Here is a 22,782-nt window from a genome sequence, read left to right as displayed (position 1 = left end):
CGGTCCGGGGACACCGCTCCCGCTTGGGGTCGGGCCCTGTCGCCTGGCGCGACAGGGCCCATGTGCTGCGCGGCTCGTCAGCCCGACGGGGCCGCGGTGACGTGGCCTGCGATGCGGAGGAGTTCGTCGGTGCCGGTCGCTCCTGGGAAGCGCGTGCTGACCTCGACGGTGAAAGGCCCCTCCTCGGGCGCGGTCTCGGTGTCGGAGAGCAGGATCAGGACCGCGCCGTCACCGGCGAGGCCGGTGCGCCCCCGCGCGTCGCGGACCGGCCGGGCCTCGGCGAACCGCTCGTCGCCCTGCGCGAGTTCATCAGGGGTGGTGCGCACGACGCCGTCCTCGTACCCCACGATCGTGAGGTCGGTGCCGTCGTCCAGGGCATAGACCCGCTTGGTCCCCTGGAGCTGGCCGGTGTCGAACCGGCGTGTGTCGTCGAGCCAGTCCGCCGTGCGGCCCGCGGGAAGCGCGCCGGGGCAGTAGTCGAGCACGGTACCCAGCAGTGGTCCGCCGATGCACCGGGCGTCGGCCTCGGCCTGGGGCGGTGCTGCGGCCGCCGCCCCCGAGGCCAGGGCGAAGGCGAGTGCGGCGAGCGCGGCGACCGTGGCCGACCGCAGGAATCGGAGTGGGGACAGGGACATGACGGCCTCCTCGCCATCGGGGTCACACGCCTCCGGTCACCAGGGCGCGGAAGGTGATGGGGCCGACGATTCCGTCGGCGTCGATGGAGTTCTCCTCCTGAAAGGCGATGACCGCGTTCTCGGTGCGGGTGCCGTAGATTCCGTCATCGGCCACCGAATACCCGTTGTGGCCGAGCAGGACCTGGACCGCCGTGACCTTGTCCCTGTCGCGGTTCCCGGGGCCGACGACACCGAAGTCCATCCGGATGTGGCTCCATGTCTCGTCGCCGATGCGGCCGTCGACGGGGATGTCCCGGTCGTCCTGGTAGGCGCGCACCGCGTCCGCCATGGGCTCGTCGAAGAAGATGTTGCCGAGCCCCTGCTCGGGCAGGTAGCCGTAGGATTGGAGGAGTTCGTTGGCGGCCTGGACGACCGCGCCGGAGTCGCCTTGGGCGAGGGCGGGCCACGGCAGCGCCTGAATCTCGGCGCGCACCTCGGGCGGGGTGCGGGGCCCATCGGCGAGCGCGGCCGGGGCGGTGGTCAGGGACGAGAGCAGAGCGCCCGCGGCGATCGCGGTCACGGCGGCGATGGAGCGGCGAGTGGGGGGCATGGTCCGCTTTCCTTTCTTCGTGGGCAACGTTCCATAGAGGAGACCCGCACGGGACACGCCCCGTTTTCACGGGCACGGGTGCGGAATTTCACGAAAACACCGGGGAGAGAATGTAAACCTTTCTGGATGGAACGGTGTCGCGCTTCGCGGAATCCGCACCGCCGACCACCCCGAAACCGGTGCTCCGCGGATTGCGGTCGGGCGGCATTGCGGTGCCGACCCGCCGCGGACACGATGGGCCCGACCACGCACACGCGCGGCTCCCCACCGCTCCCCCACCCCTCATGGAGCACTCGTGAAGCTCTACGCCGACCGCCCTGCACGATTCGCGCTGCAGGTCCTCGCCGACGCCCTGGCCGTTCTGTGGATCGCCCTCTGGATCAAGGCCGCCCTCGCCCTCCACGACACCGTCGCCGCCGCCGGTGCGTCCGGAACGATGCTCGCCGACGCGGGCGACGCCGTGGACCGCCACATGGGCGACGCGGCCGACGCCGCACGCCAGGTCCCCCTGGCAGGTGACAGCCTCGCCTCCCCGCTGACCTCCGTCGGTGAGGCCGGGGCCTCGCTGGGGGACGCGGGGCGATCGCTCCAGGAGTCCATCGCGTCGTCGGCGGTCATCCTCGGCCTGCTCACCGCCTTCCTGCCGATCGTCGTCCTGCTCGGCACCTGGCTGCCCGCGCGCTTGCGCTGGATCCGGCAGGCTTCGACGGCCCGGAGCGCCGGCGCGCTGAAGGGCCGCGCGGGTGAGCGGGTCCTGGCGCTGCGCGCTCTGGCCTCGGCACGGCCCGCGCGCCTGGCGGCGGTCCGCGACGACCCGGTGGAGGCCTGGCGCGACGACGACGAGGAGGCGGTGCGCGCCCTGGCCGCACTGGAACTCCGGCGCCTCGGCCTGCGCCCCCGGATGTCCTGAGGACCTGCGCTCCGCCGCATGCCCGCGGATCGGTAGTCTCCCGGCATGGATGAGCGAAACGGGCGGAACGACGAGAGCTCCGAGAACGACGAGGCTTCCGAGGGCACCGTCGTGAACACGGTCACTGGCGACATCGGCCCCGGCGCCGTGGTCATCCAGGCGGGCACCGTCTCCTTCTCGCAGGCGTCAGGGCACGACGACGGCGAGGAGCAGGCCGCGGAGGCGTGAGACCGGCTCAGCCGTCGAGCAGCCTCCACAGCGCCAGGGCGACCCCGGCGCGGGTCGCACCGGCCGGGCTGGTGAGGTCCATGCCCAGTTCCCCGCCGATCCGGTCGATCCGCCGGGCGACGCTGCTGTGGTGCATGTGGAGCCGTTCGGCGGTCCGGCGGACCGATCCCTCCGCGCAGTAGGCCTCCAGGGTCTCCAGGTCGGCCGGGGCGGCGGCCACGCGGCCGACCGCGGCCACGTCCGGGGCGGCCCGCGCGGCGTCGGGCGGCACCTCGGCGAGCAGAGCCAGCGCGCCCAGGTCGCGGTGGCGCACGACGGGGCGGAGCGGGGTGGTGAAGCGCAGGGCCGTGTGCGCCTGCCTCCAGGAGTCGGTGGGCCCGTCGGCGGCGCCGATGCCCGCACGCGCCCCTTCCGGGAAGCGTTCGGGGTCGATCGCGGCGGCGAGAACCACGCCCACCCCGCCCACCGACGCCGTCTTCACCTGCCGCTCCGGGCAGACCCGGGCGCCGACGCGGTCGAGCGGCAGGGACGTGCGGACGGCGGCGACCAGGACCGGAAGGCCCGGCGCGAAGCCCAGCAGGCGCAGCGCCCGCGCCCGGGCCGCCTCGTCTCCGGGGCCGATCACCAGTTCCACGAGCGCGGGGTCGGCCATCGTGGTCTGCGCGGGTCCGTGGCGTTCGAGCGCCGCCGAGACGGCGATGGCGAACCGCTCCAACAGCAGGTCGTCGAGCGCGCGCGGCGCGGCGTCCCGCTCCAGCCACACGGTCCCCGCCTCCTCCTCGTCCAGGAGGACGGGGCGGACGGTCGAGCGCGCGGGCGGCAGGGGCCCCAGCGCCTCCCGGCCGTTCGGCGCGAAGCGGACCGCACGCCCTGTGCCGTGCAGCCGGACCCCCGCCACGCACTCCGCGAGCCCCGCCGACGCGCGGGCCAGCGCGGGCAGGTCGACTCTCCGCCGCATCAGCGTGTCGTAGAACGCCACCACCCGCAGCGCCCCCGCGGCCTCGGTGTCCAACTGCGACAGCCGCACCACCAACGCGTCCATGGGGGCGATCCTACGCACGCGCCCCGCACCGGTGGCCCCGCCGTCCGTCGCAGGGTCCGGGGCGGATGCGCGACGACCGTCGGATGCCCTGGGACGGCCGCGTGCCACAGGATGACCGGCATGGATCCCGAACTCGAGCCGTACCTGTCCGTCTTCCCGCCGTCCGACCTGAGCGACCCGCCCGCCGCGCGCGATCAGCTCGCCGAGCTGATCGCCACCCTGCCCGAACCGGACACCGCCGACCTAATGGTCGAGGACCGCACCGTCCCCGCCGACCCGCCGGTACCGGTGCGGATCTACCGGCCGCACCACCCCCGGGGCGCCCTCGTCTGGCTGCACGGGGGCGGGTTCGTCATGGGCGACCTGGACACCGAGCACCCCTGGGCCGCGATGATCGCCGCCGGATCGGGCGCGACGGTCGTGTCCGTGGCCTACCGCCTGGCCCCGGAGAACCCCTTCCCCGCCGCGCACGACGACGCCTACGCGGCGCTCGTGTGGGCCTCTGAGAACGCCGACGCGCTCGGCACGGCGCCGGAGCGGATCGCCGTCGGCGGCCACAGCTCCGGCGGGGGCATCGCCGCCTCCGTGGCGCTGCGCGCCCGGGACGAGCAGGGGCCGCCGGTCCGGTTCCAGCTGCTCAACCAGGCGGGCCTCGACGACCGCCAGCTGACCGTGTCGGCGCGCACCTTCACCGACACCCCCTTCGTGACCCGGAGCAAGGTCGCCCAGATGTGGGGCCACTACCTGGGCGGGGCGGCCGCCACGCCCTACGCGGCCCCCGCGCGCGCGGCCGACCTGTCCGGGCTGCCGCCCGCCTACATCGCCGCCGCGGAGTTCTGCCCCAACCGCGACGAGGACATCGACTACGCGGCGCGCCTGCTGCAGGCGGGCGTCTCGGTCGAGCTGCACCAGTGGGCCGGGACCTTTCACGGGTCCCAGCAGATCCAGTCCGCCGAGGTGTCCCAGCTGCAGATCGCCGAGCTCTTCACGGCGCTGCGCCGCGGCCTGGCGGGGTGAGCACCGGCTCGCCGGGCGCAGCGGGCGGCAGGCCGAGGACTCCGCGGACGGCCCCCTCGGCGAGCCGGACGTCGTGCGGGGCGCGCCCGGCGAGCGCGATGGTGACGCCCTGCAGGGTGCCGAAGTAGGCCGAGGCCGTCTCTTCGGGCGGCGGCCCCGGCGGGAGGGCGCCGGACTCCCGCGCCTGCGCGATCCGCCCGCCCCACTCGGTGATGAGCGGGCGGACGTTGCGCTCCAGCGCGCGGGCGACCGGATGGTCCCGGCCGGAGAATTCGATCTGCAGCGTCATCATGACCCCGGCGATGTCGCGGCGGCAGTAGACGGCGTGCGCCCGCGCGAGGGCGCACAGCGCCTCGACGGGGTCCTGGTGCGCCGACGCGGGGCCGCCCACCTCGGCGCGCCAGGTCTCGCCGACCCACTCCACCACGGCCTGCGCGAGTTCCTCCTTGTTGGCGAACTGGTGGTACAGCGCCCCGCGGGTGTAGCCCGCCTCGCCCGCCACCCGCTCCAACGACAGGTTGGCGTAGCCGTGCGCGGACAGCCCCCGGGCCGCCGACTCCAGCAGCGCGCTCCTGGTGCGCGCGCGCCGGTCGGCCTGCGTGCGGCGGTCGCCCGACCGTGACGTTGCCACGTCACCCTCCCCACTCACATACGTACATGTCTGTATGTTACTTTCCGGGCATCGGTACCGCCACCGCGCGGACCCCCACCCGAAGGGAGCCGGACATGACGGCAGAAACCACATCGGAGGCCCCGGGCGCGGCCGGGGCGGGACCGGACGCCGAGCCGGTCGTCGCCGAGCGGCGGACCCCGCCCCCGCAGATCGCGGACCTGGTGGCGTTCACCCGCTGCGACTACGCCGACCTGTTCACCCTCACGATGGACCGGGGGACGGCGGGGACGCCCGAGGAGTGGCTGCGGGCCATGTTCGAGGAGGTGCTCGACGGCTCGGCGCAGGTCCTGTGGCGGGGCGTGCTGGGGCTGCGCCTGCGCCCCGGCCCCGCGCCGGACCGCGTGGCCGGGTGGCGGATCTCCGGCCGCGGCGACGGGTGGGTGCGGGTGGAGGCCCCCGGGTGGATGATGAGCGTCCGGATCGTCATGGCCGTCGACGGCGACCAGGCGACGTTCGCGACCTTCGTGCGCTACCGGAACGGCGCCGGGAGGGCCCTGTGGTCGCGCCTGTCGGCCGTCCACCGCGGCTCGGCGCCCGGCCTGCTCCGCAGCGGCTACGGCGTGCTGCTGCGCTGACCGCTCCCGGCCCGCGGTATGCACGGGAGGGCCGGTCTCGCCTAACCTCGACACAGATCCCCGCCACGGGCGGGTCCCCGGGTGCACAGGGGCCGGGAACGGCCCCCGGGGCCCACCGCGGCGGGCCGGTCCTCCCCACCCCACACGGCTAGACAGGTACCCCCTCATGACAGACGGTCCGTCCGCTTCCGCGGTGAACGGCGGAGGCGCCCCGCAGCCGCAGATCGACACCACGGTCCCCCACTCGGCCCGCATCTGGAACTACTGGATGGGCGGCAAGGACAACTACCCCATCGACCGCGCGGTGGGCGACCAGGTGATCGCGTCCTTCCCGGAGATCGTGGACCTGGCCCGGACCAGCCGCGACTTCCTCATCCGGGTCGTCACCCACCTCGCGGAGGAGGAGGGCGTCCGCCAGTTCCTCGACATCGGCACCGGCATGCCCACGGTCAGCAACACCCACGAGGTCGCCCAGTCCATCGCGCCGGAGTCCCGCGTGGTGTACGTGGACAACGACCCGCTGGTGCTGACGCACGCCCGCGCGCTGCTCGTCGGCTCCCCCGAAGGGGCGACCGACTACATCGACGCCGACCTGCGCGACCCCGAGTCGATCCTGCGCAAGGCCGCCGAGACCCTGGACTTCGACGAGCCGGTGGCGCTGATGCTGCTGGGCATCCTCGGGCACATCCCCTCCGAGGACATCATGCCGATCGTGAACCGCCTCCTGGACGCCCTGCCGTCCGGCAGCTTCCTGGCGATGTACGACGGCACCGACACCAGCGACGCCTACAACGCGGCCATGGAGGAGGGGAACTCCCAGGGGGGCCTCCCCTACCACCTGCGCAGCCCCGAGGAGATCGCCGCCCGCTTCGAGGGACTGGAGCTGCTGGAGCCGGGTGTGGTTCCGTGCCCGCTGTGGCGGCCGGGCCCCATCGAGGTCGGCACCCGCCGCGGCATGGACCAGTACGGCGGCGTCGCGCGCAAGCCCTGACGGCGGGGGCCGGGGGCGGAACGGCCCCGGCCCCCGCCGGGGCGGGTCAGGGGACGTCCTCCGGTGCCAGCACCACCAGGTCCTCGCGGCCCGGATCGGCAACCGCGACGAGCCGCCCGGCCTGCCGGGTGATCATCTTCTCCATCACCTGGCGGGCGTAGCGGGCGTTGCCGAAGGCCTCGCCCCGTGGGGCCGCGTCGAAGTGCGCCAGCAGCCGCTCCGCCGTGGCGTCCGGGATCGTGTACCCGCCCGCCTGGGCCATGCCCCGCACGATGGACACCAGCTCCTCGCCGCTGTAGTCGGTGAACGGCACCCGCTGGGCGAACCGGGACGCCAGTCCGGGGTTGGAGGCGAGGAACCGCTCCATCTCCGCGTCGTACCCGGCGACGATCACCGCCACCTCGTCGCGGTGGTCCTCCATCAGCTTCACCAGGGTGTCCACCGCCTCCTGCCCGAAGTCGTTCCCGCCGCCCGCCGGGGTCAGCGTGTAGGCCTCGTCGATGAACAGCACCCCGCCGCGGGCCTTCTCGAACACCTCGGCGGTGAGCTGGGCGGTGTGCCCGACGTACCGCCCCACCAGGTCGGCGCGGGCCGCCTCGACGGTCTGCCCGCCGGGCAGCACCCCCAGGGCGCTGAGCAGGCGGCCGTAGATGCGGGCCACCGTGGTCTTGCCGGTGCCGGGCGGGCCGGAGAACACCAGGTGGTGGCTGAGCGTGGGCACCGGCATGCCCAGCTCCCGCCGCCTCCGGGCGGCCACGAGCACGTTCACCAGGTCGTTGACGACCTCCTTGACTCCGGCCAGGCCGGTCAGCGCGTCCAGCTCGGCGCGCAGCCCGGCGACCTCGTCGGAGCCGCCGCCCGCCTGCCCCGCCTCCGCGCCGCCGTCCAGGTCCTCGGGCAGCAGCAGGGTGAGCTCGGCGGGGTCGGCCGGGGGGTTCTCGCCGAGCCGGTGCGCCTGCCGGTCCACCATCTGCTCGAACACCTTGCGGGCCTCGCGCCCGTTGCCGAAGGCGGGCCCCTTGTGCATCCGCTCGAAGCGGCGCAGCAGGGCCCCGCGGAGCCCCTCGTCCAGCGTGTAGCTGTGCGCGGCGCCCTGGGCCTCCACGATCGCCACCAGCTCCTCGGAGCGGTAGTTGGGGAACTCGACCGTGCGCGCGAACCGGGACGCCAGCCCCGGGTTGGAGGCGAGGAACCGCTCCATCTCCGGGCCGTACCCGGCGACGATCACCACCACGTCGTCGCGGTGGTCCTCCATCAGCTTCACCAGGGTGTCCACCGCCTCCTGCCCGAAGTCGTTCCCGCCGCCCGCCGGGGTCAGCGTGTAGGCCTCGTCGATGAACAGCACCCCGCCGCGGGCCTTCTCGAACACCTCGGTGGTCTTGATCGCGGTGGCGCCCACGTACTGGCCGACGAGGTCGGCGCGGGCCGCCTCCACGACGTGCCCGTACCGCAGCACGTCCAGGTCGGCCAGCAGGCGCCCGTACAGCCGCGCCACCGTGGTCTTGCCGGTGCCGGGCGGGCCGGAGAACACCAGGTGCCGGGCGACGGGCGGGGACGGCAGCCCCATCTCCGCCCGGTGGCGGGCCATCCGGTTCCGGTTGACCAGCGTGGTGACCTCGCGTTTGACGCCCTCCAGGCCGATGAGCGCCTCCAGCTCGGCCAGCGGCCCCGCGTCCCCGTCCCCGTCCCCGGGGTCCCCGTCGGCGTCGCCGCCCCCGGACGCCCCGGGGGCGCCCGGCGCCCCGGCGCCCTCGGGGACCACGTCCGGGCCGTACCGGTCTTCGTCCGCGTTTCCCTCGCTGACCAGCGATTCGGCGGTGACGTTCGCCCCGGCGACGGTCTGCCTCAGCCCGGCGCGGCCGTTGTCGCGCACCGAGCACCCGTCCACCAGCACGTCCTCGCCGGTGCCGACGAGCACCCCGTCGGCCCGGTTGCCGAACAGCTCACAGGAGCGCAGCACGGCGCGGCCGCCCGCCGCCACCAGCGCCCCGTTGCGGCCGTTGCCGTGCGAGCGCATGCGGGTCGCGGCCAGCTCACCCCCGGCGTGCACCGCCAGCCCGTCCCCGCCGCACCCGGCCACCTCGCCGTCGCGCAGGTCCAGCACCGCGCCCGCGGCGGCGCTCACCCCGTTCTCCCCGGCGTCGACCACCCGCAGGCCGGTGAGGGAGGGGCGCGCGTCGCCCGAGGCGTGCACCCCGGAGCGCCGCACCCCCGTCGCCTCCAGCTCCTCCAGGCGCCCGCCGCCGCCGTCGAAGCGGACGCCGTGCCCGCGCACCCGCCGCACCCGGACCCGGCGCAGGAAGGGCGAGGCGCCCGACACCACCGCCATCCCGGCGCCGTCCGCGCCGTCCACGGTGAGGCGGTCGAACTCGGCGGTGGAGTCGTCGGCGACCACCACCCCCTCGGCCGCGCCGCCGTGCACGTCCAGCCCGGTGAACGCGGTGGAGGAGCGGCCGGTGACGCGCACCGCCGCACCCCCCGCGTCGCGCACCTCGACCCCGGTGAGCAGCCCGCGCGCCTTCTCCTCGGCGAGCACGCCCTCGCGGCCGCTGCGCACCACCGCGACCCGGTCGGCGCGCGGGTCGGTGCCGCCGCGCAGCACCAGCCCGCGCCCGGCGGCGCCGTGCACCTCCACCTGCTCCAGCCGCACGGCCGAGCGGGTGGAGAGCACCACGCCGTCGTCGCGGACGTCGCGCACCCGGAGCCGCACCAGCTCCGGGGCGGCGTCCCCGTCCACCGCCACCGCCGGCTTGGCGGTCCCGGTGACCTCGCAGTCCTCCACCCGGCCCGCGCCGCCGCCGGCCGCGTACACGCCGTTGCCGCCCGCGTCGCGGATGGTGCAGCGGCGCACCCGGGGCGCCCCGCGCTCGTTGATGACCAGGCCGCTGGTGCCCACGTCCTCCACGACGCAGTCCTCGATGACGCTGGGCTGCGCGGAGGTCACCACGATGCCCGCGCCCTCCGAGCAGGTCACCCGGCAGTCGCGGAGCGCCAGGGCGCCCTCGTCGCGGGCGAGCACCGCCGCCCAGGCGGCGCCGTCCACCCGGCACTCGGCCAGCTCCACCTGCCCGGCGGCGGCGTCCACCACCGGCGCCTCGGGGTCGCGCCCGCGCAGGACGAGCCCGGTGAGCTTGACCGCCTCGGCGACGGAGGTGACCGCACTCCCCTCCGCGCAGAGGATCTCCACCGACCCGGGCTCATCGGCGGCCATGAGGGTGACCACGCGGGTCAGGACGAGCCGCTCGGTGTAGCGGCCCGGGGCCAGGGAGAGCACCGCGCCGTCGCCGACCGCGGCCACCGCCTCGCCGATCGTCCGGAACTCCGCGCCGCCCGACGGGTCGACGGTGCGCACGTGAGGGGTCATCGAACTGTCCGTTCCTTTCTGTCTTCCGCCCGGCCCGCCGCCGCGTCCGCCGCGGCGGTACGGGGGGTCATCGGCACTCGGCCTCGACCACCGACGCGGGGAGCGTCGGGTGCGGGGCGCCCTGGGGGGCGGCGCCCGCGTTGGTCAGCCGGAGGGTGAAGGCCCCGTCCACGTCCGAGAACTCGGTGACCGCCCAGTAGTTGCCGGGGTCGGGCCGCTCGATCTTGTAGACGCCGCGGTTCGGGCCCTCGGCCCGCGCGCCGTCGAAGAGCTCGACGTTGGCGGGCTCGCCGCTGCCCCACAGCGGGGAGTCGCCCGCGATGACCAGCATCTTCAGTGAGCAGGTGGCGTCGTCGAAGCCGGGGGTGAACGTCCAGGTGGCCGCGGTGTCGGTGTAGGCGTTGGAGTCGCCGCTCACCGGGACGGCGTCGTAGCCGCCCGCGCACCCCGAACCGGTGTAGTGGCCCGAGCCCGCGCGGGCCACCCCCTGGCCGTGGACCGCGTAGGACGCGCCGGGGTCGGTGCAGTCCGGACCGGCGACGGCGGAGTACTCGCGCTTCTGACCGCCGCCGTCCGCGCCCTCGTCCGCGCGCGTGCTGAGCGGGGCCGCGCCCTGGTCCTGGGCCTGGCCCGCGTCTGCGCCGCCCGCCGCCTCCGGCCCGTCGGCGGGACCGTCCCCGCCGTCGGGGGAGCCGGATCCGGAGCCGGAGCCCTCGGACTCCTCCTTGCCGGAGCCGCCGGGGCCCTCAACGTCTTGCGCGTCCTTGCCGTCCTCGGCGTCCTCCGCGCCCTGCGCGTCCTCCGCCTCCCCGGAGTCCCGTGGGCCGTCGTCCCCTCCGTCGCCGCCGGCCTCCTCGGAGCCGTCCGATCCGGACAGCGGCACCCCGTCGAGCAGGGACCCCATCCGGGTCTCGGCGTCTGGGCCGGAGCCGCCCGCACCGCCGTCGCCACCGGGGCCTCCCCCGTCGCCGCCGTCGCCGCCGGAACCGGCCTGGGGGCCGCCGTCCTGTGCGCCGTCGCCCTCCCGGTCCTCGCCGCCGACCGCGCCGGGGGCCTGCGGCAGCACGTCGGGCACGAAGCCGCCGGGGTCCTGCCCGCCGCCCGCGGCGCCGCCCGCGCCACCGCCGCCGCTCTCGCCCGGGACGACCGGTGCGCCGCCCGCCACCGGCGCCTGGGCCTGGGCGCCCGCCGTCCCGGTGGCCGGGTCGGTCCCGGCGGCCCCGGCTCCGGCCCCCTCGCTCCCGACCATCCGCAGCCCCGTCTCCGAGGCGCCGAACGGCGCGGCGACCAGGAGCAGCCCGGCGATGGCGGCCAGCGCCATGGTGGGTTTGCCGGGCCGGTGGGCGACCGCAGCCGTGCTCCTGCCGTCGGAGGCCGCGGGGGCGCCGAACCGGCCGATGGCGGCGGTCAGCCCGGACAGGGCGCCGCCGCCCGGGGGCGCGGCGGCGGCCTCGGCGGTCCGGGCCTCAGGGGCCGCCGGGGGCGGGACGGGCACCGGTTCCGCCGCCCGGGACGCGGTGGCCGGCGCCGGGTCGGCGGAACTCGCCAGGGTTCCGGGCCTCTCCGCCTTCGCGGATTCTGCTGCCATGTGGGGGTTCCTCTCTCGGTGGGGTCGGGAGTGAGGGTGAAGGGTGGGGGTGGACCGGGTCAGGGCACGCGCCGCCTCCCCCCTTCCGGGTTCAGTGCCGCTTCGAAGGCGGCCCGCAGGGTCGGCGCCTGTTCCAGGGGGCGGTCCCAGGCCGCGGCCAGGGCCCGCCCGAGCCCGTCCAACGCCGTGCGCTGGCCGGTCAGGGCGGCGTGCAGTGCGTCACGGCGCCCGACCAGGTCGCCGAGGGCCGCCACGATCTCGCGGGGAAGGACGGGCGCACCGGCCGCATCGCGCTCCCGGAGCAGGTTCAGGGCCTCCGCGGCCCGCTCGCCGTCGGCCGTCAGGGCGTCCGGCCCGCGGTCCCACCCGTGGTCCGGGGCGGCACCGACGCCCAGGTGCCGACGGAGTGCGGCGACGGCGCCGCGCACCGGGCCGTCCCAGCCTTCGGGGTCCAGCGCCGGGTCGAGCCCGAGCAGGTCCATGGCCTCGCGCGCGTGGGCGCCTTCGGCCCGGCCCTGGTCGCTCCGGGGGTCGCGGTCCAGGCCGAGGTGGCGGTCGACCGCGTCGAACAGCGCCTTCTCCTTCTCCTCCGCGGCCTCCTTGGCCTCGGCGACGGCGTCCCAGCGCTCCGCCGCCCCGTCGCCGAGCAGCCCGTACCGCTCCGCCTGGTCCCGTGTGAGCCACACCTCCACCTCGGTGGAGGCGGTGACACCGCGGGGGTGGGTGCGGGTGCGGCCGAAGGGGCCGCCGCGTCCGCCGGGGTCGTGCGCGGCCACCAGCGCGTCCATGGGCATGCGCACGAGGAAGCGGCGGCCCTCGTCCTCGGGCGCCCCGTGGTCGGTGTGCAGGACGGTGGCCTCGTCCTTGCTCGTTCCGGCGCCGACGGGCGGCGCCGCATTGCCTGACACGCTCTGGCTCCCGTAGACCGCGCTCGGGGCGAACCCGCCCCGGCCCGCCCCGTCGAGGCCGCCGACGAAGTTCAGGTCGCCGGAAACCGGAAGGCTCTGGCCCCCGTCGTGCGTCCCGGACCGCTCCTCGCGGTGCGTCGCCTGCGTGTAGCGGTCGGTCGAGGCGCCCTCGTCCACGTCGATGATGCGCCCCTCGCCGGGCCGCAGGGACGTGTACAGCCGCGCGTCCAGGCCCGGGACGGCGAAGGGGCCGTCCCCGCCGCCCAGGAGCGGGGCCCCGTCCCGGCCGTGCGCCCCGCCCCCGGCCGGGGGCTCCGCACCCTGCGACCGCGCGAAGACCGACCGGAGCACCTGCTCGCCCGCGGCGGCGCGGAGCACGCCCGCGCGGACACCGAGCCCGCCTTTCCCCCCGAGATAGGCCTCCGCGGCGCCGGGGTCCATGCGGCCCCCGTCCGGGGTCCACCCCTTGGCCAGGGCGGCGGAGAGCACGAGCGCGTCGGCGACACCGGGGCCCACGGACTCGGGCATCGGCACCTGCGGCTGCCGGTCGGCGGCGCGTCCGCCGCCGCTCCGCCAGGCGTCCCCGACCTGTTCCACGCGCTCCTGGTGGGCACCGCCGCGGTCGTACTCGCGCACGGTCCCCGGGCCAAAAGCCGCTCCCCCGTCCGCTCCCCCGTCCGGGGCCATGGCGCTGACCGGGACGATCTCCTTCACCCGCCCGGCGTCCACCCCGCGGCCGCCGTCGGTGATCGGCGCCTTGGCACCGCCCAACGCCCCTTCATGGGTGAGGGTGAACCGCAGCCGGACGGGGGTGTCCATGGACACCCCGGGCTCCTTGACCGTGCGGGCGCGGTTGTCGGTGGTGGAGTCGGCGCTCCCGTGGGTCCGGTCGACGCCCGCCTCGGCGGCCTGGAGCGGCCCTTGGGCGTTGAGCAGGTGCATCCGGGTCGGCGGCAGTGCGGGGTCCTCCCCCTCCTTCGCCCCGACGGGCAGCACGGCGCCGTCAGCCTTGGCCGTCACCCCGGCCCTGTTCCCCTTCGCCTCCGCGCGGCTCTTCTCGTCGCTGTCGGTGTCGGTCCGCGAGGAGGACATCTGCGCCTCGACCGCCCCGGCCGAGGCGCCCGGACCGCGCTCCAGCCGGATGCGCATCCAGCCGCCGTCGGTGAACCGCTGGTCCCCGGCGTCCTTGTGGCGCAGGCGGACCCGCACCGGCACCCCCTCGCTGAACAGGGCCCGCCGCCGCCCGCGGGAGGCGTTGGGCGAGAGGGCGATGCGGATGTCGTGCTCGCTCTGGTCGGTGAGGGCGAATCCGGCGTCCTCCACCCGGTTCTTGACCCCCTGGACGGCGCGGTCGACGTCCAGGCCGCTCAGGGTGAGGCCGCGCGAGGCCCCCGGCCCCGCCGCGCGGGAGGTGACCGCCTCGGGCAGCGCCCGCGCGGCCCGCAGCGGGCCGACGAGCCCTTCGGTCCCGCGCAGGAGGCCCTTCGCGGCCAGGTCGACCACGCGGTACCGGGTCTCCTCCTTGCCGCCGACGGTCCCGTCGTCGGGCCCGTCGCGGGGCCCCCGGCCCTCCGGGCCGTTCTCCCCTTCACGGCCGTCCTCACCGCCGCCGTGGTCGTCCCGGCCCCGTCCCTCCTGCGCCAGGTCCCTCGTCCAGGGCAGCGGAAGGCTCGCGACGAGGTTGGGCCGCACCCGGGCCCGGGCCGCGAAGGTGTAGGCGACGTCCCTGACCACCCCGACGGTGCTGCCGGGCAGGGAGAACTGGTCCTCCTCGGTGAAGGTCTCGGTGTGGGCCTGGGACCCCGAGCGGGTCCAGCTCCACATCGCCCCGAGCACCCCGCCCAGCCGGTTGTAGTGGGCGGCGCCGTGGTCGGGGGAGCCCCGCAGGCCGAGGGTGAGCCCCAGCCGGTCGGAGAAGGACCGGCCCGAGGAGGCCGTGCGCTCGTTCTCGGCCTTGACCGTCAGGTCCAGGCCGCCGCCGTGGAACACCTCGGAGGCCGACATCCCCCGGTCCTCCGCCGTGAGCCGCGCGTCCACGTCGGACCTGCGGGTGATCGCGTCCTCGTACTGCTGGCGCAGCGGCACGCCCCCGTTGCGCAACGCGTCGGACTCCGCCGCGAGCGACCTGGGCGAGGTCAGCACACTGACCTGGCCGTCGACCGCCGACCCGGACCACAGCGCCCTGGCGTACCCGGTCGCGCGCGAAAGCGTCCTGCGGGCGGTGTCGAGGAGTCCGCCGTCGTCGCTCCGGGCCGACCGCGGGGCGTGCGGCAGGCCGGTGAGGGCGTCCCCCTTGTCTCCGTCCCGCCGGATGTCCTGGTCCCGGCGCCCTCGGAACGCGGCGTCGTCCGCTTCGGCACGCGCCCGCGCGGTGCGCTGCCGGGCGTCCGCCTCCCCTACGCCCTCGAACCCGGCGTCGCGGACGGTGCCCCGGGTCCGCCCGGCCCGCTCATCGGCACGGTCGGCGCGCCCCTGGGCCCGGTCGCGCTCCTCCTCGCGGTCGCGTACCCGCTGCTCGGCGTCGCGGACGTCCCGCTCGGCCCGGTCCCGCGCGCGCTCGGCGTCGTCGCGCCCCTCCACCGCCTCCCGGAGGTCCTCGGCCGCCTGACCGGCCTCCTCGCGAAGGTCCTTGGCCGTCGCCTCGGCCCGGCCGAGCCGCTCTTCTGCGCCGCGCAGCCCTTCCTCCGCGCGCGCCACCGGGTCACCGCCGTCCGCGCCGGGCCCGCCTTCCTGCGCGTCCGGCGCCCGTTTCGCCCTCTGCACGCCTTCGGCCGCCGCCTCGACGTCCCGCTCGGCCCTCCCCACGGCCTCCTCTGCGCTCTGGGCCCGTCCGTCGGCGTCGTCCGCCCGGGTCCGGGCGTCGTCTACCTCCCTCTGCGCGTCGCCCAGGTCCCGGCGCGCGCCGTTCAGGCCCTCTCTGGCGTCTTCGGCCTCCCTCTCCAGGCCGCCGACCTCGTCCGCGATCCGGTCGGCCTCGGCGCGCGCGTCCCGCGCCTCCCGCTCCTGTCCGGGCAGGTCCATCAGCCCGCGCAGGCCTTCCTCCATCCGCCGCGCACGCTGGTCCGCCCGTTCCGCACCGGGGCCGCCGCCCTCGTCGCCCGCGCCGGTCTCCGCCGCCGCCTCACCGGGGACCGGGCGGCCCACCGGGGTCTCGACCAGGAGCACGGGGCCGCCGCCGTCCATGGGGACCGGCTGCGCGGCCCCGCCTGCCATCTCGACCTGGAACCCGGCGGTGTAGGACCAGCTGTCGACCGGGCCTGTATAGGAGGCTCCCCCGTGGATCGCGCCTTTGCCCGTGTCCAGGACCGACCTGTTCCACCCCGCCTCGGCCGTGTTGGTGAGCCCGCCCTCGGCGATGAACCAGGGCAGGCCCGCCGGGGTCTCGCCGTGCCGGTACTGCGCCTTGGCGCCCGCCTCACCGGTGATCTTGCGCCCGTGGTCGGTGCCGTCGGAGAGCGAGGCATGGGCGGCCAGCGCCGAGGAGAGCTTCCCCTCGGCGCGCGTCCCGCGGTGCACCCCGTCGGTGAAGTCGGCGCGCACCCGCAGGCTGAAGTGGTCGGCCCCGTCCTGGGAGCTGCGCTCGGCCATCAGCCCGATGCCGTGCAGCGCCTGCCGCAGCGGTCCCGGGCCGAGGCGGAAGAGGTTCCTTCCCCCCGACGGCCGCAGGTCGATCGCGATCCCCTCGCCCGCGAGCGCGTCCGCGTTCAGCGCCGCGCGCTCGACCTGCCGGTGGAGCCGCAGCGTGTTCTGCATCCGGGTGTCGCGCTTGCGCCACATCCGGTTCCAGGCGTTGGGCCGGTGCCCGTCTCCGTCCGGCGGCATGACCAGGTCCGGCCGCTCACGGTGCACCATCGCCTGGACGGCGCGCGCGACCTCCTGGGCGGGGGTGGTGCCGTCGTCGCCGCGGCGCAGATCTCCGTTCCCCCAGCGCAGGCCCACGGGGTGGGCCTCGCCGAATCCGTCGATCCGGGCCTTGCCGACGCCGAGCCCGCCGGGAGCGGGCCCCGTGTCCCCGCGTTCCCGTCCGCCGTTCCGTTCGGCGGTGCCGCCGTCCGTTCCCCCGGGGGCCGCCCATTCCGGGCCGGTCAGCGCCGTGGCGTCCTCGGTCGAGAGCAGGTCCAGGGTGACCATGGTGACCGTCTCCCGGCCGCCCTCGGTGGTGGTGACCGTGTACTCCCGGGTCACCCGGTACAGCGCCGAGTGGTCCTCGGCCGAGGCGCCCCGGGCGCGCTCCGCCCCGTGGTCGGTGCCCCGGCCCTGCTTGTTGGTGCGCTGATGGCCGACCTTCCCCGCGGCCCCGGCCCGGACGGTCGCCCCCGGGGCGGGGTCGGCGGTCGCCATCAGCCCGCCCTCGACCTCCACGTCGACCTTCCCGGTGCGGTTCGCGGTGGTCGCCGCCGACGCCGACGTCTTGTCGGTGTCGCTGAAGGAGGTGCCGTCCAGGACCGGCCCCACCCGCTCGTAGTGGACCGGCCCGCCCCGAAGCTCGGTGCTCTCCATCCACTCCGGCTCGGTCAGGCGGTCCCCCTCCCGGCGGCGGAAGGGCAGCGCGAGCGCCTCGCCCTGGTCGAGCCGCCCCATCGCCTCCTTGAGCTCCCCGTCGCCGAGCAGCTCCTTGAGGCGGGCGCGCTCATCGGCCTCCAGGGGCGGCCGGTCCCGGCCGTCGCCGGCCACCCGGTCGGCGACGCCTCCGGTGTCGAGCACCGCGAGCGTGCGGCCGAACCTCGGCGTGCGGGGCAGCACCGGCCCGCCGCGGTCGCCGATGGCCTCCGGCATCCACGGCTCGGGCCCCGGCGACCTGCGGCCGGGCAGCGTGACCTCGTCGACCCCGGGGACGGTGGCGGTGTCCTGGCGCAGGACGGCCCCGCCCGCCTCCCGCCCGTCCCGCAGGCTCAGGCCGATGCGGAGGTCGGCCGCGAAGCCCTCGCCGCCGTCCTTGGCGTCGACGGCCCGCTTGACCTTGCTCTCGGCGGCCGTCTGGTACTGCGTCCCGCGCTGCCGCTGCGCCACGGCCGCCTTCAGCCGCAGGTTGAGCAGGGCGAGCTTGCTCGCGACCTCGCCGATCACGGTGAAGGGGCCGGTGATGCCGAACTGCTTGCGGGACTGCTGCACGGCGGTCCCGCCCGTCTTGGCGCGGCTCTCGTACGTGGTGGTGGGGCGCACGGGCGGGTCGTCCACGGGGCGCCAGGCCCGGGAGACGTCCACGACGGCCGTGGCGCGCGCGGCGCCGTCGGCGGACACCACCGGGACCTCGACGGTGACCGGCCGCCGACCACCGCCGCCGTTCAGGCCGTGGTCGGCGAGCCTGTTGCGCAGCAGGTCGAGCCCGACCGCGGTGAACCGCCAGTCGTCGCCCAGCCACCGCCGGACCCGGTCCACCACGGCCGGGGCGGGGTCGTCGACCGTGGTCCGGGAACCGTCGTACCGGCCACCGCCGTTCCCCCCGCCGACCAGGGCGTCGAGCATCCGTGCCGTGGCGCCGTCGACGGGCCGCCGCTCCTCCGGGGCCTCAGGGGGCTCACGGTCCCGGTCGTTCCCGTCCCGGCGGTCCCGGCCCTCATCGTCCCGGCGCTCACCCTCCCGGTCCGGGCCGGTGCCGGAGGGGCCTCCGCCGGAGGGGGCAGCACCGGTGGCGTCCTCCGACCCCTCCCCCGTTTCCTCGCCGGACCGGCCGTTGAAGGAGGTCATCTCGATCCATTCGCCGCCCGTCCCGTCATCGAGGGATTCAGTCGGAACAGGCGGCCCCGGCGGCGGTTCCGGCCCCTCGAACTCACCGGACGCGCTCTCGGTCCGCGAAGGAGCCGGAGGCACCGGAGGAGGGGGCCGGCCCTCGGAGCCGCCGTCACTACGGTCGGGGTCCCCCGAAGACACCCCGGACCCGCTCTGGGTCCGGGAAGGAACCGGGGGCACAGGAGCGGAACGCCCGACCCCAGAGTCCTCAGAGTCCTCGCCACTCCGGCGGTCCGCCTCGGGCCTCGGGCCCCGTGCCGATGTCGCGGCGCCCTGGTTGTCCGGCGTGCTCCGCTGCGGCCCCTGGGCGGCCGATCCGCCGCCGATCCCCATGGGAGCCGGGGCCGGGGCCGGGACCGGCTGCGGGGAGCGGTCGGTGGCGTCGATGGTTCCGGAGGTGTCGTCCCGAGGCCCGGCTCCGGTGAACGGGGACGCCCCGCCCCCTTGCTCAAGGAGAGGTCCCGACCGCCCGGCGCCCTCTTCGTTCTCCTGACCGCCGCCGTCCGTGGGACCGCCGACGGGACCGGAGGCAGCGGGCACGCCGCCCGTGTCCGGGGACGACTGCGGCGTCTCATCGGTGTCCAGGGGCGCCTGGACGTCGTTCCGCCCGTCGACCGCGGAAGGGCCGGACGTGGAAGGGCCGGACACGGGGTCATCGTCCGACGCCCGCGCTTTGTCCGCAGAATCGTCGGGCCCAGGCGTCGGCGGGGCGTCCGCGGGCCCACCGCTCTCCCCTGGCCGGGAGGCGTCCGCGTCCTCGTCCCCCGCGTCGGGGGCCTCCTCCCCTGTCCTCCCGGTGTCGGAGACCGCGCCGTCGCCGCCGCGCCCGTCTCCTTCGCCGGTCCGCGGGCCGCCTCCCTGCGGCCCGTCGCTCCTGTCGCCTCTGTCCTCTCTGTCGGCTCCGTTCTCCGCTCCCTCTTCTCCGTGCTCCTCCCGGGGCCCGTCGGTACCGCCTTCGGAGGGCACCTCCGTCGTGTCGGGCGGAGAGGCGTCCCCCTCGGGGCGGCCGCCGTCGGGACGGATCTCCTCCTCGTCCCGGAGGTCCCCCGTCCCTTGCGGCTCTCGGGGCCACGCATCGCCGCCGGTCGTCGGGGGTGTCCCGAGGCGATCCGAGGATTCGGGGGTCTCCGAGGACGTCGCCGCCTCCCGGGGCGGCGGGACGGCGCCTGTCGCCTCCGCCCCGCCCTGTCCCGCACCACCGGGTGGGGCGATGGCCGGTCCAGGGCCGTCCGACTCGTGCGTGCCGTCGGTCCCGCGCCGTCCCGGAACCGCCCGGTCCTCTCCGCCGGACGCGCCGCTCCCCTCGCGCTCGCCCGCCGCTCCTTCCCGCGGCCCGTCCTCGGAGGCACCGCCTCCGGTCGTGTCCCTGTCCGAGGCGCCGTCGTCCAGGCCGTCCTCCTCCGGGTCGCCCTTCCCGGCCTCGCCGTCCTCGGAGGACACCCTGGACGCTCCGTCCGAGTCCGACGGGTCGTCGAGGGACTTGTCCCCACCCCCTGAGGTCTCCACGTGCGAGGGAGGGTCCGGCAGGTCCGGGCCGAGCCCGGCGATCTTGTCGAGCATCGCGATGCCCGCCTCGGTGAGCCCCTGCTGGACCGCGCCGGAGACCGCGCCCGAGACCGCCGACAGCCACGTCACCGAGAAGGTGTTGTCCTCGCCGAACAACAGGTTGTAGAAGCCCTCGGCCAGCATGCCCTGCCCGGCGTTGGCGATCGCCTGCGACGAGTACTGCGACAGCGCGGTCTTCCACGCGGAGCCCACCTCGGCCAGACCGTCCTCGACGGCGTCGGGCACCCCGCGGGCCAGGATCTCCCGGACCCGGGGGGACAGGCCCGGTCCGGCGTCCGCAAGGGCCTCGTCCAGCGCCTTGCCCAGGTTCGGCGAGCCCCAATTGCGCGCGAACGCCTCGGCGTACTCCCGTCCGAGCCCCTCCGCCCGGCCCCGGCCGAGCGCGTCGCCCATGCCGTCGCCGAAGGCGTTCCCCATCCGGTCCTTGAAGCGCTCCAGGTCCACCGGCCGCGACCAGCCGGGCCCCGCGTCCTTTCCGTAGGGCGCCAGAAGGTGGGCGGCTTCGTCGCCGAACAGGTCGCCGATGTCGTCGGCCATGCCTTTGCCCGGTGAACCGTTCTCCCCGGCACCCCGCTCCGGGCCGCCGATACCGCCTGTGCCGCCTGTGCCGCCCGGACCATCAGCGGCCCCGTCGCCGATGCCGTCGGCGGGGCCGTCGTTCGGCCCCTTCTCGTCCGCGGCACCCCGCCCCGGGCCGCCGACGCCGTCACCGGCGCCCTTGCCGCCCGCCTCCGGACCGTCCGGGCCGCCTGGACCTCCCCGGCCGCCCGGACCACCGGGGCCGTCGAAGAGGTCGTTCAGGTACTTGGCGATCGCGGGCCCCGAGGCGTTGCCGAGGAGCTCGTCGAACTTCTTGGCCAGAGCACTGCCCCCGAACGCCGCGCCGGTGCCGAACAGCCCGTCGAGCAGCGCCCCCTTGGCGGCGTCCTCGGTCAGCTCGTCGTCCCAGGTCTCTCGGTTGCCCTGGTCGATCTGGATGCGTTGGATGACCGCGTCCAGCGCCAGCGCGAACATCTGGCTGATCGCCATCTGCTGCACCAGCTCGGAGATCAGCCGGAACAGCACCCGGCCGATGATGGTGCGGGTGATCGCCTGGAAGAGGGGGATCTTGGCCAGCGAGGCGCCGAAGGTGAACGGGGCCATCGCGATCGCCCAGGCGATCTCCGCGGCCAGCTGGATCAGCTGGCCGATGATCATCCACTTGGCGTACTGCACCTGCGTGGCCGCGTTGTCCGCGTAGTCCCGCAGCCCGCGGGCGGCGGCCGCGCCCTCGCCCAGGTAATTGCGCTCACCGCCGACGAACTGGTTCACCGACTCGTCGAAGAAGTCGGCCGCGGTGGCGTCGAACTCCTCCCGGACCTTGTTCTTCACGCGCAGCACGAACTGCGGCAGGTCGACGTCGAGCCGGTCGGCCGTGGTGCCGTAGACCGAGGCCAGCTCCCACAGCAGGTCCTCGTCGGCGTCGGGCCACTCCGAGCCGGTCAGCACCATGAACATGGTGCGCAGTTCGTCGGGGGGCTGCATGCCCATGTGCCGCTACCGCCTCCCGGGGCCGGACGCCCCCGGGCCGGTGCCATCGGCCCCGATCAGCCCGTTCGCCGTGTCGATGCCGTGCTGCTCACTGAGCGCGAACTGGCGCGCGGTCTCGATGGTGCCCTCGGCGGTCTTGTCGAAGGCCACCGCCAAGGCGGTGAAGAACGCGTCCAGGCCGCGCCGGGCGGGCAGGTAGTTCGTCTCGAAGGAGGCGGCGATCTCGTCGCCCTCGCCCCACGGGCGGCCCAGCGCCTCGGTACGGCTGCCCAGCCAGCGCTGGATCTCGCGCACCTCGTCCCCGAGGGCGTACAGGTCACCGCCGTGCTTGGCCACCGCGTCCGGGTCGACCGCGATCCTGTCGGCCATCGCCGTTCCTCCTTCTCACCCGTGTCCGTCCGGCCCTGTCCGCCGCACTCCGCTCACGACTCCTCGGGCGCCCGGGAGCGCAGGCCCAGCTCGGCGAGGAGCCGTGCGGGGTCCCCGCCGTCCACCACCTCCGCCCGCGCCTCGGAGCTGCCGGGGGCCAGGTCGGCGAAGGCCTCGGAGACCCGGTGCTCCATCTCCTCCCGGGCACGGCCGATCACGTCCAGGACGGCCGCGGACAGCTCGGCGGGGGCCATGGTGCGGTACTTGGAGGTGTGGAACCGCAGCTCGGCGACCTCACCTCTCGCGTTCACCCTCGCGCTGACCATCCGGTCCCTGGACACGGCCTCCGCGTCGGCCGATTCCAGGCTTGCGCTTGCCTCCGACAGACTCCGCTGGGTCTGCCGAAGACGTTCGAGGTCGCGCGCCATCCGCTCCGGCAGGGACATGTCCAAGGCCGGTCGCTCCCTTCCCCGGACCGGCGCCCGGCCGGCCCAGCACGGCGGGGCCGCCGCGGTCGGCGGTGCCCCACACCTTCTCGTCCTCGGTCAGCCAGGTGCTGCGGTTGCGCTCCCGCTCGGGCCCGCCCGCACCGGCGCCTCCGCCCATCGGGGGCATCATGGGCGGCATCATCGGGCCCCCGGCGCCTCCTCCCACGGCACCGCCCGCGGCGCCACCCGCACCGGCCGCACCGGCGCCTCCTGCACCCGCGCCGGGCGCGCCGAAGCCGCCCGTTCCCGCCGCGCCGCCGCCGACGCCCGAACCGGACCCCTGCAGCCCGCCCGCGCCGCCGGAGGCCGATGCCCCCGGTCCGGGCGAGGCTCCGCCGCTCACACCGTCGGCCCCTCCGCCCGCCGAGCCGGAGCCCGACATGTCGACCGTGCCGCCTGCGGGGCGGTCCTCTGACGGCCCCGGGCTCCCGGGGCCCGAGGTCCCGTCAGAGGAGCCCCAGCCGGGCATGTCTACCGACCCACCCGGAAGCGGGCCGCCATCAGACGACGACCCCAGATCGAAGGAACCACCCGAGCCACCCGACCCGACATCAGGAACATCCACCGACCCACCCGGAA

General features: G+C 76.0%; 14 protein-coding genes. 5 read left to right on the top strand and 9 right to left on the bottom strand.

All coding sequences use genetic code 11. From position 1 onward, the window contains the following. Nucleotides 1-77 precede the first annotated feature (77 nt). A complete protein-coding gene (locus O4U47_RS15520) occupies nucleotides 78-635 on the bottom strand; it encodes a hypothetical protein (protein WP_270678576.1) in 558 nt (185 codons plus the stop codon). A gap of 22 nt (nucleotides 636-657) precedes the next feature. Next, nucleotides 658-1,224, bottom strand: a complete 567-nt coding sequence (locus O4U47_RS15515; protein WP_270678575.1) for a peptidoglycan-binding domain-containing protein — start codon at nucleotides 1,222-1,224, stop codon at nucleotides 658-660. A 295-nt stretch (nucleotides 1,225-1,519) separates the two neighbouring features. On the opposite strand from O4U47_RS15515, the gene O4U47_RS15510 reads away from it, so the two are divergent. Continuing rightward, nucleotides 1,520-2,134, top strand: coding sequence for a hypothetical protein (locus tag O4U47_RS15510; RefSeq protein ID WP_270678574.1), 615 nt, complete (start codon nucleotides 1,520-1,522; stop codon nucleotides 2,132-2,134). Between the two features lie 45 nt (nucleotides 2,135-2,179). Then, entirely contained in the window at nucleotides 2,180-2,362 is a 183-nt protein-coding gene (locus tag O4U47_RS15505; RefSeq protein ID WP_270678573.1) for a hypothetical protein, read from the top strand. 7 nt (nucleotides 2,363-2,369) lie between these two features. Here the strand turns inward: O4U47_RS15505 and O4U47_RS15500 are convergent, their stop codons facing one another. Beyond that, on the bottom strand, nucleotides 2,370-3,404 hold the full coding sequence (locus O4U47_RS15500; protein ID WP_270678572.1) for a helix-turn-helix domain-containing protein: 1,035 nt from the start codon (nucleotides 3,402-3,404) through the stop codon (nucleotides 2,370-2,372). Between the two features lie 120 nt (nucleotides 3,405-3,524). Between O4U47_RS15500 and O4U47_RS15495 the strand changes: the two genes are divergently transcribed. Then, nucleotides 3,525-4,421, top strand: a complete 897-nt coding sequence (locus tag O4U47_RS15495; protein WP_270678571.1) for an alpha/beta hydrolase — start codon at nucleotides 3,525-3,527, stop codon at nucleotides 4,419-4,421. Here O4U47_RS15495 and O4U47_RS15490 read toward each other — a convergent pair. Next, nucleotides 4,390-5,052 carry a TetR/AcrR family transcriptional regulator gene (locus tag O4U47_RS15490; protein WP_270678570.1) on the bottom strand — a complete coding sequence of 221 codons (663 nt, stop codon included), beginning with the start codon at nucleotides 5,050-5,052 and terminating at the stop codon, nucleotides 4,390-4,392. The genes O4U47_RS15495 and O4U47_RS15490 overlap by 32 nt on opposite strands. A 95-nt stretch (nucleotides 5,053-5,147) precedes the next feature. Here O4U47_RS15490 and O4U47_RS15485 point away from each other — a divergent pair, with 95 nt between their 5' ends. Next, a complete protein-coding gene (locus O4U47_RS15485) occupies nucleotides 5,148-5,669 on the top strand; it encodes a hypothetical protein (protein ID WP_270678569.1) in 522 nt (173 codons plus the stop codon). 166 nt (nucleotides 5,670-5,835) lie between these two features. Continuing rightward, nucleotides 5,836-6,660: an SAM-dependent methyltransferase gene (locus tag O4U47_RS15480; RefSeq protein WP_270678568.1), complete on the top strand. Its 825-nt coding sequence runs from the start codon at nucleotides 5,836-5,838 to the stop codon at nucleotides 6,658-6,660. A 46-nt stretch (nucleotides 6,661-6,706) separates the two neighbouring features. Here the strand turns inward: O4U47_RS15480 and O4U47_RS15475 are convergent, their stop codons facing one another. The 5 genes from O4U47_RS15475 to O4U47_RS15455 all read right to left on the bottom strand — a co-directional run bounded on the left by O4U47_RS15475 (nucleotide 6,707) and on the right by O4U47_RS15455 (nucleotide 22,143). Beyond that, complete coding sequence (locus tag O4U47_RS15475; RefSeq protein WP_270678567.1) at nucleotides 6,707-10,024, bottom strand: AAA family ATPase; 3,318 nt, start codon at nucleotides 10,022-10,024, stop codon at nucleotides 6,707-6,709. Nucleotides 10,025-10,091: 67 nt separating this feature from the next. Beyond that, nucleotides 10,092-11,612, bottom strand: coding sequence for a hypothetical protein (locus O4U47_RS15470; RefSeq protein ID WP_270678566.1), 1,521 nt, complete (start codon nucleotides 11,610-11,612; stop codon nucleotides 10,092-10,094). A 59-nt stretch (nucleotides 11,613-11,671) separates the two neighbouring features. Next, nucleotides 11,672-21,346, bottom strand: a complete 9,675-nt coding sequence (locus O4U47_RS15465) for a WXG100-like domain-containing protein (protein ID WP_270678565.1) — start codon at nucleotides 21,344-21,346, stop codon at nucleotides 11,672-11,674. Between the two features lie 6 nt (nucleotides 21,347-21,352). Continuing rightward, entirely contained in the window at nucleotides 21,353-21,715 is a 363-nt protein-coding gene (locus O4U47_RS15460) for a hypothetical protein (RefSeq protein ID WP_270678564.1), read from the bottom strand. A gap of 53 nt (nucleotides 21,716-21,768) precedes the next feature. Then, nucleotides 21,769-22,143: a YbaB/EbfC family nucleoid-associated protein gene (locus tag O4U47_RS15455; RefSeq protein WP_270678625.1), complete on the bottom strand. Its 375-nt coding sequence runs from the start codon at nucleotides 22,141-22,143 to the stop codon at nucleotides 21,769-21,771. Nucleotides 22,144-22,782: the final 639 nt, after the last annotated feature.

This window comes from Nocardiopsis suaedae (genome assembly GCF_027706745.1).
GTDB lineage: Bacteria > Actinomycetota > Actinomycetes > Streptosporangiales > Streptosporangiaceae > Nocardiopsis_A > Nocardiopsis_A suaedae.
Note: the sequence above shows the minus strand (reverse complement) of the source record. Positions and strands in the feature narration are given on the sequence as shown.